Source organism: Streptomyces sp. NPDC008121 (assembly GCF_042957155.1).
GTDB lineage: Bacteria > Actinomycetota > Actinomycetes > Streptomycetales > Streptomycetaceae > Streptomyces.
The window spans coordinates 683,590-701,435 of sequence record NZ_JBIBHT010000001.1 but is presented as its reverse complement, the minus strand read 5'-3'; the positions used below and the strand labels follow the sequence as shown (position 1 = coordinate 701,435).

The following is a 17,846-nucleotide window of genomic DNA, read 5'->3' as shown; positions in this document are numbered from 1 at the left end:
ACGTTGAAGAATCGGACTGTCGTGGTGGGGCTCGGTGCCACTGGCCGGGCCATCGCCTCTTCCTTGCTGCGACGCGCGGACGTGGAGATCGTGGGAGCGGCGGACCGGGACCCCCGCGTGGTCGGTCAGGACCTCGGAGGGCTCCTCGGCGGCCTCGCGAACGGTGTCGTCGTCGTGAACGACCCGGACGAGCTGCCCGTCGCCGACCTCGCGATCGTGGCGACCGTCTCGGATCTGCACGGGGCGGCCGACGTCTTGCTGCCGCTGCTGGAACGTTCGTACAACGTTCTGAGCATCTGCGAAGAGCTGGCCCATCCATGGCGGAGCCACCCCGATCTGGCCCGGCGGCTCGACGACACGGCGAAGGCGCACGGCGTGACCGTCCTGGGCAGCGGGGCGAACCCGGGCGTCCTGATGGACACCCTTCCTCTCCTCCTGACCGCACTGACCCAGCGTGTGGAGAGCGTGCGGATCCTTCGGCGGACGAACATGTCACGCTACGGTGCGATCCTGTCGAAGTTCGGCCTCGGTCTGACCATGCGCGAGTTCGCGACGGCTCGCAGCCGGGGCGAGGTCGTCGGGCACCACGGCTTCGAGCAGGCCATCGGGGCGCTCGCGGCAGGGCTCGGATGGGATCTCGACTCGGTGGACGTAAGAGAGGTCGAACCCGCCGTCGTGACGACTTCGCCGCGCGTCGGGGACCACATGCGTATCGAACCGGGGCAGATCGCGGCGGTCACTCACGCCGCCCGGGGCGTGCTCAAGGGCGAGGTGGTGATTGATCTGGAGATCACGTTCGGGTTCTTCGAGGCGGCCGACGAGGTGGCCGCGGGTGACGACTACCGGATCGTCGGAGAGGAGCAGATCGTCGACCTCCGTTCCTCCGTGGGCTTCGATTCCTTCCTCAGCACCGTCGCGGCAGCGGTCAACGCCTCCACCGCGGTCGTCGAGGCGCGTCCCGGTCTCCTGACCATGGGGGACCTGCCCGCCCGTTCGGTCGCGGCCAAGGGAGAGCGGCGAGCGGGCCGGACCTCACTCGGGGCCACGACTTCTCAGGACTGAGACGGAGACGCAGAGGACGGAGAACCTCCTGTTCGCCGTCTTCACGCGTCTCGCCGAAGAGCCGCCCGTCACCGTCGATCCGCCGGAAGGGAACGGGGGCTCGGGCGCGCCGCCGAGCACGCCACGACGCGGAGTACGAAGTGGGGCGGACGCCCCACCTGGAAGGAGATCGGGACAGCATGAGGACCGACAGCACGAAGTACACCAGCTTCACCGGCTGGATCGACCCGCCGGACGACGTGCGGCCCGCGCTGGACGGTGATCTCACCTGCGACATCGCCGTCATCGGCGGCGGGATGGGCGGCATGGCGGCCGCCCTGCGCCTCGCGGAGCGCGACCAGGACGTGGTCCTGCTGGAGGCCGAGTTCTGCGGTTACGGCTCGGCCTCGCGCAACGGCGGTCAGATCGCCGGGGCGCCGGGTGGCGACCTGCGGATGCTCAGCCTCCAGTCCCCGAAGAAGATGCCGGTCATGGCCAAACTGGCGGAGCACGCGGGCCGCTATGTGGAAGACCTCATCACGAGGCACGACATCGACTGCGACTACGTGGCGAACGGCCTGGTGTGGGGTGCGGTCTCACCCCTCATGATGCTCAGGGTGCGTACCCAGGCGGCGATCCTGCGCGCCTTCGGTGGGGGCGGGACCGTCGGCAGCAGCGAGGAGCTCGGCCTCCCCGCCGGCTTCGTGGGCGGGATGCGGGAATCCATCGGCGGGATGCTGAACCCGGGCAAGCTCGCCCGTGGTGTGCGCCGCGCACTGCTCGCGTCCTCGGCCAAGGTCTTCGAGCGGACGCGGGTGAGCGATGTCCGGCGCACGGGCGGCATCGTCGAGATCACGACACCGCACGGCACCGTGCGGGCCAACAAGGTGCTGCTCGCGACCAGCGTCTACGGCGGCGAGTGGGACATCACGCCCAAGAACCTCGCGACGCCGCTGTACGTCATCGAGATCGAGTCGGAACCCATCGCGCCGGAGCGGCTCGCCGCGCTGGACTGGACCAGCCGGTCCGGCATCATCACCCAGCACCAGTTGATGACCCACTACCGGCTCACCGAGCGCAACACCATCGTCTGCGGGGTCCGCAAAGCGCAGCGAGGCCAGACCTACCCGCTCCCGGACCGGCTCCCGGACCCCGCTGTCGTGCGGGACATGGGGAAGGATCTGGCCAACCGGTTCCCGTCGCTGTCCGACGTGGCCATCGAGCGGGCCTGGGGCGGTTGGATCGGCATCAGCCCGGACTGGCTGTCGGTCGCCGGGCAGGTGGGTGACAACGTCTTCTACGCGATGGCCTGCAACGGCCACGGCCTCTGCCAGGTGCCGTACGTGACCCACCAGCTCGCCGACTACATCGTCGACGGTCAGATGTCGGACGACCTCGCCGGCATCTGGTCGGACGCCCCGAAGTACTCGCCGTCGATGTCGCTGCTGATGCAGCCGTTCGTCCTCCGGGCCATCTGGGGGCTGGACCGGTTCAACGACTTCTTCAACGGCAGCAGGACACGGGCCCGGCGGGCGCTCGGTCGTGCCAGGCGCGGGGGTTCCTGAGGGTTCGGGCGACGCCTGCTCCGTGACGGCGCGGTGTGAGATCGCCATCCGCTACGACAACACCGCCGGGTCCTGCGAAGTAGCCGTCGCCCTCGCACCACTCCTCATGCGGGCCCGGCATTCGACGCCGGGATCTAGGCGGGTTCTCGCGCGGCGCGCGGCAGGGGAGGCGACAGGACCCAGAGGACCTCGCTCACCGTCGTACCCGGATTGTCGAACTCGTGAAGCGTCTGCCCGGAGAACGACGTGGACGCCCCGGCCGACAGCATCCGGGTCTCGCCTCCGACGATCAGACGGGTGGAGCCGCTCAGCCCCATCGCGAAAATCGTGGCGGTGTCGAGCCGGTAAGGGCCTCCGGTGCCCCCGCCTGGCTCGATCACGGAGCGGAAGACCTGGAACGCCGTGGTGCCGGCGGGCGTGAGCAGGTATTCGGCCACGCCCTCACCGCCCATGTCGATCCGGCTTCCGCCGTCCACGACGTGTTCGTCGGGGCACGCGAACAGCTCCCCGACCCCGATCCGCAGCACCTCGCAGACGCGCAGCAACGTGGGGACGGACACGCTGGTGAGCCCACGCTCCAACTGGCTCAGAAAGCCCTTGGTGACCTCTGCCCGGTGCGCGACCTCCGTCAACGACAAGCCGCGGTCGAGCCTGATCCTCCGCAGCTGCGCGCCGGTGGACGCTTCGAGGGCGGCGGCGCCCCGTTCCGCTCCGTCTGCTGTCCCGCCGTCACCGATGGACATGGTGTGCTCACCGCCCGTCCCGAGGCCGAGGTCGTGTGCCTGTCAGGTGACGGGCCGACCCGGACGAGTCCTCTCCGTGGCACGAGGCTAAGGCATGGGTGCCAGGGGCGGTCGGTGCGCCCCTGCGGAGGGGGAGGGGGCGATGGTGTCGAACCACTTGTAGTGCCGACGAGAAGGTGGTAAATCTGCCGCCGTTTAGTGGGAGTAAACAGCGGCCGAGGGCCGGGGACGCCCTCGTCGTCGGCCGGGCCGCCGACAAGCCCTTCATCGGTCTGGGACACAGCATGTCGGGAGCCTCGGCTCCCCGAGAGCAGAGGGACACTGAGAACATGGAAGAGCTGTGGCCCCCGCCCTCGCGTGAGGTCGCCGATGCGATCAGGTCCCTGTGTCAGCGCCTGCTGACGGAAACGGACGCCCTGATCGAAGCCTTCGCAAGGCCCTCTCTCGTCGCCCAGAACGATCCCGCTCTCCTCGCGGACGCATCGCTGGTCGAGGAGGATCGCGCGCTCAACCGCTCTGAGGTGGTCCAATGGTTGTCCGCAAACGTTCAGCAACCGGGGCGGAGGGTAGAGCCCTACGTCAGTCCGAGGACCACGGCGTACATCAACGATCTCGTCTCCCGGGGCATCGCGCCCGACTTCGCCGGTGCGTGGCGTGTGGCCCTGGGGATCGGCTGGCGGCGATGGCTGGAGGAATGCGTGGCGGACTGCGCGGACCCCGATCTTCTCGTGGGGGTCCTGGACGTGACGGCGCAGTCGCTGGTGCAGTACGCCCTCGACTCCGTCGCTGCCCTGCGGCAAGCCGGCCTCGCCGCGGCCATGGGGAACACGGATGCAGAGGGGATCGCACTGATCCAGCTGATCGCCAGTGGGGCACCGATGGCGGAGGACCTCGCCGAAGGACGCCTGCGCTACCGGATGGCGCGGTGGCACGTGGGTCTCGTCCTCTGGGTCGACGATCCCCAGCAGGCCGGTGCCCTGGAAGAGGCGATCGCCGCCGTGCGTTCCTCCGCCGGCGGCCGGAGCGCCCTGGTGGCGCGCGCCAGCGCCACGTCGCGGTGGATCTGGCTCTCGGGGGAAACCGTCCCGGACCTTCACCACGTGGAGAAGGACCTCGCGGCGACCGACGAGGTCCGCGCGGCGGTGGGAAGGCCGGGACGCGGTCTCGAAGGATTCCGCTCCAGCCACCAGGACGCCCTCGCGGCGCAGGCGCTGGTGATCCGGCTGGGTTCCGACCGGCGGTTCACCGCCTACGCCGACGTCGAGCTGATCGACGCGCTCACGAAGGACCGGCCCGGCGCACGTCGGTTCGTCATCAACACCCTCGGGCCATTGGCCGAAGCCGACACAGCCCTGCGGCAGGCACTGCTCACCTATGTGCAGTGCGGCTTCAGCACCACCCGGGCGGCCGCCGACCTCTATGCGCACCGCAACACCGTCGAACGGCGCGTCTCACGCGCCAACGAACTCTCGGCCGTCAAGGTGGAGGACAACCCGACCCACGTGGCGGCGGCGCTCCTGGTGCTGGACATCGCCCCTGACATCGTGACGATCGCTCCGAGCTGAACTCACGAGGCACGGGCTGCGGTCGGCATCTGCCGCGCAGTGTCAGTACGCGCGCGTAGGTTCCGACTCTGGACGTTTGACAGGTCTGCGGTATGTGGACGCGGTCAGGGGCTTGCTCTTGATGGTTCATCAGGTAAGTCAGCATGCGGTCAGCATGGGCCGCAGAGCGCTCCTGGAGAATTGCCCGAACTGCCGCCGGTGACGGCGTAAAAGACCAGGTGAGGGCCGTCTAGCCCGACCAGAGCGATGTTTCTCACAAACATCGTTCGGCGTGTGCCGATGTAAAGTCGAGGATGCCCTTGACCTGCACGAAGCAGGCAGGGAGCCGTCTTCGAGGAGTCCACAGTGCTGCGCACTCTGTTCAAGTCCAAGATCCACCGGGCCACCGTCACACAGGCCGATCTGCACTACGTCGGCTCCGTGACCGTCGACGCCGATCTCATGGAGGCGGCCGATCTGCTGCCCGGGGAGCTGGTACACATCGTCGACATCGACAACGGGGCCCGGCTGGAGACGTACGTCATCGAGGGCGAGCGCGGGTCCGGGGTGATCGGGATCAACGGCGCCGCCGCGCACCTCGTGCACCCCGGTGATCTGGTGATCCTCATCAGCTACGCCCAGGTCGACGACGCCGAGGCGCGGGCTTTCGTGCCGCGGGTGGTGCACGTGGACGCGGACAACCGGATCGTGGAGGTGGGGGCCGACGCGTCCGCGCCCGTGCCCGGGAGTGACACCCGGCGCAGCCCGCAGGCCGTCGCCGCGCACGTCTGAGCCGGGGGAGGCGTCTCGCATGGCGGAGCTGAGGATCCGCGACGACCGGGCCGAGGGGCGCCTGGAGGCGTACGAGGGTGACACCTGAGGAGGCGCCCGCGGCGTCGGCCGAGGTCGTCCAGGCGGCGAAGGCCCAGCTCAAGGAGGCGCCGGAACTCTGGTGACCTTGGCGCTGCTGCACACCTCGGACGGCCACGTCCCCGTCTTCGACGGCCTACGCGACCGATACCACCCCGGCCTCGTCCTTCGGCACCTCGTCGCCGCGGAACTGCTCGTACGGGCCCGGGTCGAGGGCCCGGGAGTGGTGGCCGGAGCCGTCCGTGGCCTTCTCGGGCGTGCCGTCCGGGACGGCGCCGCCGCCGTGCTCTGCACCTGTTCGACCCTCGGGGCCGTCGCGGAGCGCGCCTCGGCCTCCCTCGGTGTGCCGGTGCTGCGGGTGGACCGGCCGATGGCGGCCGAGGCCGCCCGGCATGCGCGGATCGTGGTCGTCGCGACCGTGGCGTCCACCGTCGAGCCCACCCTCGGGCTCCTGCGCGAGGAGGCGGGCGACCGGTCCCCGGCGGTGGAGACCCTGCTGGTGGGGGAGGCGTGGGAGCGTTTCGAGGCCGGCGACCGCGACGGCTACCTGGACGCCGTCGCCGCCGCCGTGGACCGGATCGACCCGGGCGGCGACACCGTCGTCGTGCTGGCCCAGGCCTCCATGGCGGACGCCGCCGCCCGTACGCGTACACCGTTGCCCGTGCTCTCCAGCCCCGCGTCCGGTCTCGGCGCCGCAGCCGCCGCGGCGGGCCGCTGACCCGAAGGAATGGATCCGGCGGGCGCGGGCACGCGCACCGGTAGAACCTGGTGCAGAACGGCCGAGTTGAACGGCCGAGTCGACCGAGAGGCCCGTCATGACCCACCCGTACCCCGATCCGGTGCCGCCCTCGCCGGTCCCGCCTCCGGGCCCCGTCCCGCCCCCGACGCCCGGGCCGACCCCGGTTCCGCCGCCTAACCCGGTGCCCGAGCCGCCGCAGCCCACGCCCGTACCGGAACCGGAGCCTCAGCCCCAGCCGGGTCCCGCCGGCCCCTGAGCGGCGTGTGACACGAGGAAGTCGAGCCCCGCGCGGAATTCGCGCGGGGCCTTGTCACGGTCTGTGGATTACCCGTAACTTGGTCGGCTGCTGATGCGCCCAAGGGGGGACCATGGCCTTACGCGGACGACACCGCAGACCTCAGCAGAGCCGGATCAACCGGGCTTCGCTCACGGTCACCGCGAGCGGCGCCGGACTCGCGCTGCCGCTGATCGGGGCGGGCTCCGCGCAGGCCGCCTCTCTCGACGTGTGGGAGAAGGTCGCCGCCTGCGAATCCTCCTCCAACTGGGCCATCAACACCGGCAACGGCTACTTCGGCGGGCTGCAGTTCAGCCAGTCGACCTGGGAACGGTACGGCGGTACGCACTACGCCCCGCGCGCCGACCTGGCCTCGAAGGACCAGCAGATCGTCATCGCGGAGAAGGTCCTCAAGGGCCAGGGGCCGGGTGCCTGGCCGACCTGTTCCCCACGGGCGGGGCTCGTCCGCGGCGGTGACGCGCCGGACGTCCGGCCCGCCACCCTCCCCGCGCAACGCGGCTCCGGCGGCCAGGAGACGGAGCGGTCGGCCCGGCAGCAGCAGGGGCAGCAGCTCACGGGGCAGAGCCCCACGGGCAAGAGACCGACCGGCCAGAGGCCGCCGACCGCCGCACCGAAGCCCCCTGCCGCCGTCACTCCCACCAGCGTCCCGACGGTCCGCGAGATGTACACCGTCGCGCCGGGCGACTCGCTCTCCCGGATCGCACGCGAAGAGCAGGTGAGGGGCGGCTGGCCGCAGCTGTACGAGGAGAACCGCGCCGTCGTCGGCGGCGACCCGGACATGATCCACCCCGGGCAGCGGCTCACCTTGCGCATCTCCGCGCCCAAGTCCCCGCCCGCCCAGGCCCCCTCGGCCAAGGCCCCGACGACCACGGCCCCGCCCGCGAGTAAGCCGCCCGCGGGCAAGGCACCCGCGAGCAAGGCACCCGCGACGAAGCCGCCCGTGGCCAAGGCGCCGGTCACCAGGACCCAGCCCGTCACCCGGCCCGCGTCCAAGCCGCCCGTGAAGGCGGTGACCAAGCCCGTCACGAAGCCGGTGAGCCGGCCGGTCACCAAGCCCGTCACCAAACCGGCGACGAGACCCGCGCCCCGGGCCGACGACCGCTACAGCGCCCCCGTCTCCGCCTCGCTCGGCACCCGCTACCGCAAGGCGGGTTCCTCCTGGTCCAGCGGCTATCACACCGGGGTCGACTTCCCGGTCCCCACCGGCACCTCTGTCAAGGCCGTGTCCGACGGCAAGGTCGTCTCCGCGGGGTGGGGCGGCGCGTACGGCTACGAGATCGTCATCCGCCACGACGACGGCCGCTACAGCCAGTACGCCCACCTCTCGGCGCTGCACGTCCGCGACGGCCAGCGCGTCACCGGCGGTCAGCGCATCGCCCGCTCAGGATCGACCGGCAACAGCTCGGGGCCGCACCTCCACTTCGAGGTACGGACGGGCCCCGGATACGGCTCCGACATCGACCCCCTGGCGTACCTCCGCGCCCGCGGCGTCTCCATCTGAGCCCCTAGGGGGTGTCGGGCCCGCCGCGCGCGGGCCCGACCCCGGATCCGGGCACGGGGACGGCGCCTCCGGGTTCCCCGCCTCCCGGTCCACCACCGTGTGCGGGACCTGCGCCGTCGCCGCCAGGCGGTCCGTGGTGAGCTGGACGAGGCCGGCCGCCGTCACGGCGCCGCAGATCAGCGCCGCCACGGTGCCGGCGGCGCCGTAACGGAAGGTCTCGCCGAAGAGCGTCAGGCCCACCGCCGCGGCCACCACCGGGTTGACCACCGTGACCGTGGCCAGCGGCGCCGCCAGACCCGCGCCCCGGTAGGAGGCCTGGGAGAGCAGCAGTCCGGTGATCGCGAGCGCCGACAGGACCAGCAGGCTCGGCCACTGGGCCAGCGGCGCGCTCGCCGTCCACTCCTCCGCCACCGTTTTCGTGAAGACCGAGGCGATACCGAAGGAGACGCCCGCTGCGGCCGCCAGGATCACGCTGCGCAGGACGGAACGGCCCACCACGCGCGCGGCGGCGAACAGCGCGACGATCACGCCGAGCGTCCCGGCGGCCAGCAGCCACCTCTCGCCGCCGTCCAGGGACCGGGCCCCGGCGCTGCCGGTCAGACTGAGCAGCCCGGCCAGACCGACCGTGGCCATGACCGCGCCGCGCCAGGCCGTGCGGCCGGCGTGGCGGCCGACGAAGAGCGCCGCCATGGGCAGCGCGAAGACGATCGTGAGCGCGCCGAGGGGCTGGACCAGGCTGAGCGGACCGTAGGCGAGCGCGGCCACGTGGAGCGCGGCCCCCAGGCCGTTGAGGACCACGGACCCCCACCAGGCCGGGGTGCGCAGCGGGGCGTACGTGTGGCCGCCGGCGGTGGCCGCCACGCGCTCCTGCACGATCGCCGCGGCCGCGTAGGCGACCGCCGAGACCAGTGACAGGAGCACGGACGGCAAGAGGGGGTTCATACCTCCAACGATCTCTCCTTTCGGCGTTCACGTCGTCGTACCTGGGAACCCCCTCGGACGTACTGCTGACGCAGTACGGGCCCGATCCGTACACCCTGAGATGTACGCCGTCGCAGGTCAGGACGGGTGGAATGCGACCTTTCCGGTATCCAGGTCGAAGCGGGCACCGACGATCAGGGCCCGGTCGAACGCCTCATCCCGAGCCAGTCGCCGCCGGATCCGGGCCACATTGGCCCGCACCGTGTTCTCCACCCAGTCGCCCGGCAGGGCGCGCGTCTCCCGCGCGGCCGGGGCGATCTCCTCGACGAGCCGGGCGAGGTGCCCCTCGGCGGGCTTCCCGGTGCGGACGAACTCGACCGCGGCCGTCGCGGCCCCGCAGCGCTCGTGCCCGAGCACGACCACCAGCGGAACGCCGAGCTCCGTGACACCGAACTGGATCGAGCCGAGCACGGCCTCGTCGAGGACTTGCCCGGCCGACCGTATGGCGAGCAGATCGCCGAGCCCCTGGTCGAAGACGAGCTCGGGCGGCACCCGCGAGTCGACGCAGCCGAGGATGAGCGCGAAGGGGTGCTGCGAGACGGCGACGGCCGCGCGCCGGGCGGCGTCCTCGTGCGGGTGGAGCTGTCGCAGGGCCGCGAAGCGGGCGTTTCCCGCGCGGAGTTCGGCCAGCGCGCGGGCCGCCGTCGGCGGCTTCTCGGCCCGTGTCCGGCCCGACGGCGACGGGGTCGGGGACGTGAGGGTCGTGGCGCGGGCCGCGGGAACGCCCGCCGCGAGGGAGGCGGCCGCCGTCAGGGTCAGCACCGCCCGTCGCCGCGAGACCGCGGGCGCCGTGGGAGGGGTGGAGGGGGACGTGCGCGGGGAGGTGGTCATGCGCCGAGCGTTACGGTGATCAACGGGCACCGCGACCGGCTTGGTCCGTTCATGACCTGACCATGACGGGGTGTGACCCACATTTGACCGCGCCCATGCCGGGCGGGCACGTCAAGGAGGCAGGTCGGTGGATCTCGTCGAGAGCGCGTCGGTGGGCGGTTTCTTCGCGCTGCGGACGACCCCGCCCGCGCCTCCGCCCACGACCGCGGCGGACGGCTCGCACCCGGCGGAGGACTCGGCCCCGCCCGCGCCCGTGACCCCGCCCGAGCAGAGCGCCCCGCCCGCGCCCCCGGCGTCCGCCTCCACCGCCCGCCCCCTCGCCGGCCTCTACGCGGGCCGCATCGGCCCCCTGACCGCCCGCGTCGACACCGTCGCCGCCCGCATCCGTACGCCCGAGCGGAGGGTGGCCGCCTCGCTCGCGCATCTCGGGCTCGCCGCGCGGTTGTGGTCGGTCGCCCTCGGTCCGGCGGTCCTCCACGGGAGGTTCCCCGACCTCGATCCCCGGGAGGTCCACTGGGACGGGACGGCCACCTCGCCCGACGACCTCTGGTGGTCCGGCACCGCCACCCGCCCCGGCACGGTGGAGGAGTTGCGCGAGGCCGTCCTGGAAGCCCATCTCGTACCCCTCGCCCACGCCTTCCGCGCCGACGGCCGGATCTCGCCGCGGCTGCTGTGGGGCAACGCCGGCTCCGCGCTCGCCGGCGCCCTGCGCGAACTCGTCCGCTGGGCCCGCGCCCAGGGCCGCCCGGACGCGGGCGAGCGGGCTGCCGCCCTCGTCTCCGGGCTCTTCGCCCACCCCGACCTCGCGCGCACCGTCCGCGGTCCCGCCCTGCGCCGTACCACCTGCTGCCTCTACTACCGCTCCCCGAACGGCGGACTCTGCGGCGACTGTGTGTTCGAACACCCTCCCGTCACGGGTTTGGAGACATGCCCTCCGGCTCCGTAAAGTTCCTCTTTTGAGAGACGAGCGCGCGCGAGCGTATGAGCGATCGAGGAACGGCAAAGGCCATGACGGTGACTGAAGAGACCCAGGAGCACGGGCCGGGCATCGACCCCGAGCGCCTGGCCGTCTGTCTGAGCGTCCTCGACGAGCTCGACGAGCTGGACGTCGACCACCCCGACGCGATCGCCGTCCGCCGCGCCACCGCCGGCATCTACCGGACCGTGAAGCAGCGCCGCCGCCAGGAGCGCCGGGCCGCCAAGACCGCGCACGACAAGGCGGTCACCGAGTCCACCGCCACCGGCTCCGCCCAGCGGATCGACGACGAGACCGAGGGCATCCTGCCCTCCTCCGTCACCGAGGCCGGACAGATCGCCGGGATACTCCAGCGCCCCCGCTCCTGCTACATCTGCAAGACCCGGTACATCGAGGTCGACTACTTCTACCACCAGCTCTGCCAGGCCTGTGCCGCCGAGAACCGCACCCGTCGGGACGCCCGCGCCGACCTCACCGGCAAGCGCGCCCTGCTCACCGGCGGCCGCGCCAAGATCGGCATGTACATCGCGCTGCGGCTGCTGCGCGACGGCGCCCACACCACCATCACCACCCGCTTCCCGAACGACGCCATCCGCCGCTTCAAGGCGATGCCGGACAGCGACGAGTGGATCGGCCGGCTGAAGATCGTCGGCATCGACCTGCGCGATCCCGCCCAGGTCGTGGCGCTCGCCGACTCCGTCGCGGCCGAGGGCCCGCTGGACATCCTGATCAACAACGCCGCCCAGACCGTGCGCCGCTCCCCGGGCGCGTACAGCGAGCTGGTCGCCGCCGAGGCCGCGCCGCTGCCGGCCGGTGAGCTGCCGCCCGCCCAGATCATCGGGACCTTCGGCTCCGGTGCGGTGGACACCATCCCGGCGCTGCCGTCCGCCCGCAAGGGCGACGCGCTCACCGCGCAGGACGTGACCGAGCTGGCCCTCGTCGGCGGCTCGGCCTCCCTGGAGCGGATCGCCGCCGGTACGGCGATCGACGCCGGCGGTCTCGTCCCCGACCTGCACGACACCAACAGCTGGATCCAGACCGTCTCCGAGGTGGATCCCGTCGAGCTGCTCGAAGTGCAGCTGTGCAACTCCACCGCGCCGTTCATCCTGATCAGCCGGCTCCGCCCGGCGATGGCGGCCGCCGCCGCGAAGCGCACGTACGTCGTGAACGTCTCCGCGATGGAGGGCGTCTTCAGCCGCGGCTACAAGGGAGCGGGCCACCCGCACACCAACATGGCCAAGGCGGCGCTGAACATGCTGACGCGCACCAGCGCGCAGGAGATGTTCGACTCCGACGGCATCCTCATGACCGCCGTCGACACCGGCTGGATCACCGACGAGCGCCCGCACCCGGACAAGATCCGTCTCGCCGAGGAGGGCTTCCACGCGCCCCTCGACCTGATCGACGGCGCGGCCCGGGTCTACGACCCGATCGTGCGCGGCGAGGCCGGCGAGGACCTGTACGGCTGCTTCCTCAAGGACTACGCCCCGGCCAACTGGTAAACCTGCCGGACAGCCGGGCCGTGCCGCCCAGGCGGCCGCCCGGCACGGCTCCACCTGGCCGGGCACGGCTCCCGCCTGGGCCGACACGCCTCCCGGCCACCCGTCCCGGCGGTCGCTCACCCGTACGACATTCACCCGATCGCGTCACACTTTCGAGCCCCATAGAGCGCGAGCGCGCTCATTTGGTTACTCTGAGGACCACGGTCGGCCACCGGGGTTTCACAAAACCCTCACGGCCGGCCTGGGGACTGGCCTTCCACCAAGGCCGCGGTCCCGCCCCTCCACGGCGCCACCGCGACCGAACGGCCATGTCCTCATTGGTAACGCGACACAAGGGAGTGCGCGGTGACACCAGAACTGACGAAGCAGGAACAGCGACCGGCCGACCGCCCGGAGCGGCCCCGGCGGTCCGGCGAGCTGGGCAGCCTGGAAGTGTGGGCCCGCTCGGCGCCCATCAGGCTGGCCGGCTACGAAGACGACCTCGCGGAGCCGCACATCCTGCCCGGTATCGACTGACCGGGATCGACCGAGTCGCGATTCGTCGCTTCGCCCTGTGCCCCCGTCCGGACCCCGGCCGGGGGCACAGCACTGTCCGGCCGCCTGCCCGCCGGGGCGCATCACCGAACACTCACCGGGACTCGCCGTCCCGGAGCCGGATCGGCGGCATGTACTCCCGTTCCAGCGTCCGGTGCCACCACGCGCCGGTCTCCCGCAGCTCACGCCAGGTCGTGTACCGGTAGCGGTAGAGCCGCGCCCGGACATGGGTGGGCGGCCGGTCCGGGAAGGGGTTGTGACGCAGCAGCCGCAGCGTGTCCCGGTCGCCTTCGAGCAGACGCTCGAGGAAGGGCCCGAACCACTCGCGCGCGTAACCGGGGGAGAGCGCCGCGAACCACATCAGCCAGTCGAGCCGCAGATGGTACGGGGCGAACGGCCGGGGCATTCGGCGCGGATCGCCCGGCTTGCCCTTGAAGCCGTACTCCCGCCAGACCGTGCCCGCGTGCGGCGCCGGATCGTCCGTCCCCTCGATCACGATCTCGTCCCGGACCCGGCCGATCGACCCGAAGGCGCCGTACGTGTTGACCAGGTGGAACGGGTCGTACGAGCGGTTCATCGCCTGGTTCCTGGAGAGCAGGTTGCGGGCGGGGCGGTAGCTGAGGCCGAGGACCAGCGCCGTGGCCGCGACGACCAGGACCACGTACCAGAGCGGCGGATCGGGCTGCGGATGGTCACCGACCAGCGGCGAGGCGTCCACGGCGGAGAGCGCGAGGACGATGGTGATCCAGTTCAGCCAGGCGAAGTTGCCGGAGAGCACCAGCCAGAGCTGGGTGAGCACCATCAGGCCGGCCGCGACCGTCGCCACCGGCTGCGGAGCGAAGAGCAGGACCGGGACGAACAACTGCACCATGTGGTTGGCGGCGACCTCGGCCCGGTGAAGGGGCCGGGGCAGGTGGTGGAAGAACCAGCTGAGCGGGCCGGGCATCGGCTGCGTCTCGTGGTGGTAGTACAGGCAGGTCAGGTCGCGCCAGCAGCGGTCGCCGCGCAGCTTGATCAGACCCGCGCCGAACTCGACCCGGAAGAGCAGCCAGCGCAGCAGGAAGAGGACGAGGACGGGCGGGGCCGTGTCGTCGTTGCCGAGGAAGACGGCGAGGAAGCCCGTCTCCAGGAGCAGCGACTCCCAGCCGAAGCCGTACCAGGTCTGGCCGACGTTGACGATGGACAGGTACAGAGCCCAGAGCACCACCCACAGCAGCATCGAGACGGCCAGCGGTACCGCGTCCCCCGCGCCCGCCACCAGCGCGAGCGCCAGGGCGGCGCCGGTCCAGGCGACCAGCGCGAAGAGCCGGTCGGAGTAGCGCCAGTGGAAGAGGCTGGGGGCCCGGCGCGGGCCCACCCGGCGGACGTACTCCGGCACCGGGAGCATGCCGCGCTCGCCGATCAGGGCCCGGAACTGCAGCGCGGCCGACACGAACGCCACGAGGTAGAGCCCGGCGAGCCCGCGCTGGAAGACGATCCGGCTCAGCCAGTAGTCGGGCGAGGTGAACCACTCCATCCCCTCCAGTATCGGCCCGTACGCCCCCAGCCTCACCCCGTCCGTTCACTGGGCCCGGCCGGCGACCGCTCCGCACCGTCGGTGGCGGCCCCCCGGCTCCGAGGCGGGCGGGTCAGCCCTTCTCCTCGTCCTCCGCGGCGCGCTCGCCCTCCGCCTGGGACGGCGTGGTGCGCAGGGTCTGCGGATGCCGCTGCTTCCTCTCCTGGGCGTCCATGTCCTCGTCGAGCCGCTCGCCCTCGGCCTGCGAGGGACTGGTGTATTCGTCGTACTGGCTCATCGCCGACTCCTCGGAAGGGATGTCACGCACACGCGGAAGGTCATGAACAAGTGACGCATACCGGACGAATCCGTACAGGGGGAGCGTAACGCCCGGTGCACGCCGTTCACCCCTCGACGATGCGCCGCAGCGTACGTCCGAGATGCCGGGCGTAGGCGTGCTGGAGGACCGGGATCAGCGGTCCGGCGAGGCGGGTGTACCAGGTGGCGGGGCGGCTGAAGGCGGTGACCGTGAACCAGACCGAGCCGTCGGCGTGCAGATCGACCACGAAGGACTCCTCGCCGCGCTCGGGATGCCGCGCCAGGGTGCCGTACGCGAATCCGGTGCGGTCCTTCTCGTACGCCGTCCAGACGACCTCGCAGGGCGCGGCGAGGCGGAGCGGGCCGACGCCGACGGAGATCTCGACGAAGGCGCCCGGCTCGGCCCGGACGGCCGCGCTGCGGACGCGGGCGCCCGACGAGCGGTGCATCCGCCAGGTGGTGACGGCTGCCCCGGCGGTCTCGAAGGCGTCGCGGCCGTGCCCGATCCGGGTGGTGTGGTGCAGGTGGTGGTAGCCGGCCGGCAGCGGGCCGGACGCGGTGGCGCCCAGGCCGGGGTAGGCCAGGCCCGCGGGGGTGTCGGTGGCGAGGCTGCGGATCAGACGGGTCATGACGCGGTCTCCGATCGGGGTGCGAGGGTGCGCAGTCGGCGCCAGGCGAGTACCGAGCACAGCGCGAACCCGAGGGCGTTGGCAAGACCGTGGGTGGCGGCCATCCAGGTCAGGCTGGGGTGGGGAAGGCCGGTCGCCTCGCCGAGCGCCCAGCTCAGGGCGAGCAGCATGGTGGCGACGAGGACGGCCGCGGAGGTGGCGAGGAGGGCGCGGGTGGCCGGGTCGGCCACGCCGGTACGGACGTCCCGCCAGGTCAGCAGGGCGACCGCCCACATGCCCCCGGTGAGGACGACTGCTCCGGCGAGTTCGGCCCAGTCGTCGATGAAGTAGCCCGCCAGGACCAGCAGGGTGCCGAGCGGCACGCTGAGGGCCGCGAACCGTGCCAGGGGCCCGGGGGAGGCGCGGCAGACCAGGCCCGCGACGAGGGCGGCGGCGAAGCCCGCGAAGTGGAAGTGCGGGACGGTCAGGGCGAGGATGTCGAGGTCGAAGCCGAGGAGTTCGTGGCCGGCCCGTTCGGCGACCAGGGCGAGGCCCGCCACCGAGGGTGCCGCCAGGGCGGTGAGCACGGCGACCTCCGCCGGGGCAAGGGAGCCGGTCGCGGCGAGGCGCAGCGGGGCGTGCAGCGCGAGGGCGAGCGTGGCGAGGGCGTAGACGGCCGCGAGCGCGGCGGCGGTGGGGCCGCGGGGGAGCCAGAGGGCGACGGCGCCGGGCAGGGCGAGCAGCGGCCAGGCCCGCGCAAGCGGGCGCAGGGCGGCGGGCTGAGGGCCGTCGAGCAGGCGGAGTCCGGCCGGGACGACGGCCAGCATCCCCAGCATCACGATGAGTCCGACCAGTACGGACATGCGGCCACCCCTTGTTGAACGTGTTCAAGTGTCATGGTCGAGCGTAGACCGTCTCTTGAACGTGTTCAAGTGCCCGGGTGTCGGCGGGACGACCGGATGGCCGCACTCGGATTGCGGTGCGCGGCGGGATGCGACAGACATGAGGGAATGTCCCGTCCCGGGTGGAGAACGGCCGGGTGAAGGAAGCGTCTCGGGGCGAAAGAGGCGGGAGAACCACGTGCGCTCACCCCTGCGCCGGCCACCACGGCCCCTCGCCGCGCTGGCCGCGCTGACCTCCGCGCTGCTGATCGCGGGCTGCTCGTCCGGCGGCGACGCGGGCGGGAGCGGGACCGAGGAGGCGACCGCCGCCTTCGGGGAGGTCCTCCTCCAGCCGGCCACCGCCCCGGGCCCCGACCCGTTCACCGCCTCCACCGCCACGGCCACCACCGTCGCGGCGGGGACGACCGCCGTGGCCCGGGCGCCCGCCTCCCCGGCACCCGCCCGCGGCCGGGCGCTCCGCGAGGTCACCGGCTCCACCCCCGGCCTCTACGGCGGCACCCGCTCCGTCGCCAGCTGCGACGTCGAACGGCAGGTCGCCCTCCTGACCGAGGACCCGGCCAAGACGGGGGCCTTCGCCGAGAGCTCCGGTGTGCCCGAGTCCGGCATCGCCGACTGGCTGCGCGACCTCACCCCGGTCCTGCTGCGCACCGACACCCGGGTCACCGGCCACGGCTACCGCGCCGGCGAGGCTGCGCCCTTCCAAGCCGTCCTCCAGGCCGGCACGGCGGTCCTCGTCGACGGCTACGGAGCGCCCCGCGTCCGCTGCGCCTGCGGCAACCCGCTGCGCTCGCCCGTCGACGACAAGGGGGCCGCGCACAGGGGCAAACCCTGGAGGGGCTACCACCCCGACCGGGTCGTCGCCGTCACCCCGACCACCACCGTCGTCGGCAGCCTGGTCATCGTGAACGTCGCCGACAACACCTGGATCGAACGGCGGAGCGGATCCGACGGGGAAGGGGACCGCGACCCCGACGTCGTACCGCCGTGCGACCCCGCCGAGTGCGACCTCGTCGCCGCCCCGTCCCGCCGGCCGCCGGACGCGCCGGCCCCGCCGCCGACCGGCCCCGACGGGCCGGACACGCCCCGGGATCCGGCGCCCCCGGACACCTCCGTGCCACCGCCCGGCGAGGCCCCCTCGGACCCCGCCCCGCAGGAGCCGGAGCAGCCGATGGAACCGCCGATGGAACCACCGGTGGAGCCGCTTCCCGAGCCTCCGCCGGGGGAGCAGCCGCCGTCGGATCCGGACGCGCCGATGGACCCGGGTGTCCCGATGGGACCGGATCTGGGCATTCCGCTGCCGGAGGAGCTGTACCCCTCCGGCGAGGGCCCGCGGCAGCCCGAGACCTACGAGGGATAGGACGGAGCGGAGGAGCCCGGTGCGGCGCGCACCGGGCCCCTCCG

General features: G+C 72.4%; 17 protein-coding genes. 10 read left to right on the top strand and 7 right to left on the bottom strand.

Going from position 1 to position 17,846, the window contains the following annotated elements; genetic code table 11:
* The first annotated feature begins 3 nt into the window (after positions 1–3).
* A complete protein-coding gene (locus ACFZBD_RS03060) occupies positions 4–1,062 on the top strand; it encodes a dihydrodipicolinate reductase (protein WP_391134355.1) in 1,059 nt (352 codons plus the stop codon).
* Between the two features lie 179 nt (positions 1,063–1,241).
* Entirely contained in the window at positions 1,242–2,606 is a 1,365-nt protein-coding gene (locus tag ACFZBD_RS03055) for an FAD-dependent oxidoreductase (protein WP_391134352.1), read from the top strand.
* A gap of 134 nt (positions 2,607–2,740) precedes the next feature.
* On the opposite strand, the gene ACFZBD_RS03050 is transcribed toward ACFZBD_RS03055, so the two are convergent.
* Entirely contained in the window at positions 2,741–3,349 is a 609-nt protein-coding gene (locus ACFZBD_RS03050) for a helix-turn-helix domain-containing protein (RefSeq protein ID WP_391134348.1), read from the bottom strand.
* A gap of 329 nt (positions 3,350–3,678) precedes the next feature.
* On the opposite strand from ACFZBD_RS03050, the gene ACFZBD_RS03045 reads away from it, so the two are divergent.
* The 4 genes from ACFZBD_RS03045 to ACFZBD_RS03030 all read left to right on the top strand — a co-directional run bounded on the left by ACFZBD_RS03045 (position 3,679) and on the right by ACFZBD_RS03030 (position 8,298).
* Entirely contained in the window at positions 3,679–4,914 is a 1,236-nt protein-coding gene (locus ACFZBD_RS03045) for a helix-turn-helix domain-containing protein (protein WP_391134345.1), read from the top strand.
* Between the two features lie 345 nt (positions 4,915–5,259).
* A complete protein-coding gene (gene panD / locus ACFZBD_RS03040; RefSeq protein ID WP_391134342.1) occupies positions 5,260–5,685 on the top strand; it encodes an aspartate 1-decarboxylase in 426 nt (141 codons plus the stop codon).
* Positions 5,686–5,845: 160 nt separating this feature from the next.
* The gene (locus ACFZBD_RS03035) at positions 5,846–6,481 is read left to right on the top strand and encodes an aspartate/glutamate racemase family protein (protein WP_391134339.1); all 636 of its coding nucleotides are present in this window, start codon (positions 5,846–5,848) and stop codon (positions 6,479–6,481) included.
* Between the two features lie 389 nt (positions 6,482–6,870).
* Positions 6,871–8,298 (top strand): transglycosylase family protein, encoded by a 1,428-nt coding sequence (locus ACFZBD_RS03030; RefSeq protein ID WP_391134336.1) that lies wholly within the window; start codon positions 6,871–6,873, stop codon positions 8,296–8,298.
* Here the strand turns inward: ACFZBD_RS03030 and ACFZBD_RS03025 are convergent.
* Positions 8,179–9,240: a DMT family transporter gene (locus ACFZBD_RS03025; protein WP_391134333.1), complete on the bottom strand. Its 1,062-nt coding sequence runs from the start codon at positions 9,238–9,240 to the stop codon at positions 8,179–8,181. The genes ACFZBD_RS03030 and ACFZBD_RS03025 overlap by 120 nt on opposite strands.
* Positions 9,241–9,357: 117 nt before the next feature.
* Positions 9,358–10,110 carry a carbonic anhydrase gene (locus ACFZBD_RS03020; protein WP_391134330.1) on the bottom strand — a complete coding sequence of 251 codons (753 nt, stop codon included), beginning with the start codon at positions 10,108–10,110 and terminating at the stop codon, positions 9,358–9,360.
* 127 nt (positions 10,111–10,237) lie between these two features.
* Here ACFZBD_RS03020 and ACFZBD_RS03015 point away from each other — a divergent pair, with 127 nt between their 5' ends.
* The 3 genes from ACFZBD_RS03015 (at position 10,238) to ACFZBD_RS03005 (ending at position 13,104) form a co-directional block, all read left to right on the top strand.
* Positions 10,238–11,056 (top strand): (2Fe-2S)-binding protein, encoded by an 819-nt coding sequence (locus ACFZBD_RS03015; RefSeq protein WP_391134327.1) that lies wholly within the window; start codon positions 10,238–10,240, stop codon positions 11,054–11,056.
* Positions 11,057–11,118: 62 nt separating this feature from the next.
* Positions 11,119–12,588, top strand: a complete 1,470-nt coding sequence (locus ACFZBD_RS03010) for an SDR family NAD(P)-dependent oxidoreductase (protein WP_391134325.1) — start codon at positions 11,119–11,121, stop codon at positions 12,586–12,588.
* 345 nt (positions 12,589–12,933) lie between these two features.
* Complete coding sequence (locus tag ACFZBD_RS03005; RefSeq protein WP_391134322.1) at positions 12,934–13,104, top strand: hypothetical protein; 171 nt, start codon at positions 12,934–12,936, stop codon at positions 13,102–13,104.
* A gap of 112 nt (positions 13,105–13,216) precedes the next feature.
* Here ACFZBD_RS03005 and ACFZBD_RS03000 read toward each other — a convergent pair whose 3' ends face one another.
* The 4 genes from ACFZBD_RS03000 to ACFZBD_RS02985 form a co-directional block, all read right to left on the bottom strand.
* The gene (locus ACFZBD_RS03000) at positions 13,217–14,638 is read right to left on the bottom strand and encodes a lipase maturation factor family protein (protein WP_391134319.1); all 1,422 of its coding nucleotides are present in this window, start codon (positions 14,636–14,638) and stop codon (positions 13,217–13,219) included.
* Positions 14,639–14,750: 112 nt separating this feature from the next.
* A complete protein-coding gene (locus ACFZBD_RS02995; protein WP_391135984.1) occupies positions 14,751–14,945 on the bottom strand; it encodes a hypothetical protein in 195 nt (64 codons plus the stop codon).
* Positions 14,946–15,021: 76 nt separating this feature from the next.
* Positions 15,022–15,564, bottom strand: a complete 543-nt coding sequence (locus ACFZBD_RS02990; protein ID WP_391134316.1) for a DUF1990 family protein — start codon at positions 15,562–15,564, stop codon at positions 15,022–15,024.
* On the bottom strand, positions 15,561–16,406 hold the full coding sequence (locus ACFZBD_RS02985; RefSeq protein ID WP_391134313.1) for a YndJ family transporter: 846 nt from the start codon (positions 16,404–16,406) through the stop codon (positions 15,561–15,563). The genes ACFZBD_RS02990 and ACFZBD_RS02985 overlap by 4 nt, the downstream gene beginning before the upstream one ends.
* Before the next feature lie 217 nt (positions 16,407–16,623).
* On the opposite strand from ACFZBD_RS02985, the gene ACFZBD_RS02980 reads away from it, so the two are divergent.
* A complete protein-coding gene (locus ACFZBD_RS02980; protein ID WP_391134310.1) occupies positions 16,624–17,802 on the top strand; it encodes a DUF6777 domain-containing protein in 1,179 nt (392 codons plus the stop codon).
* The last annotated feature ends 44 nt before the right edge of the window (positions 17,803–17,846 follow it).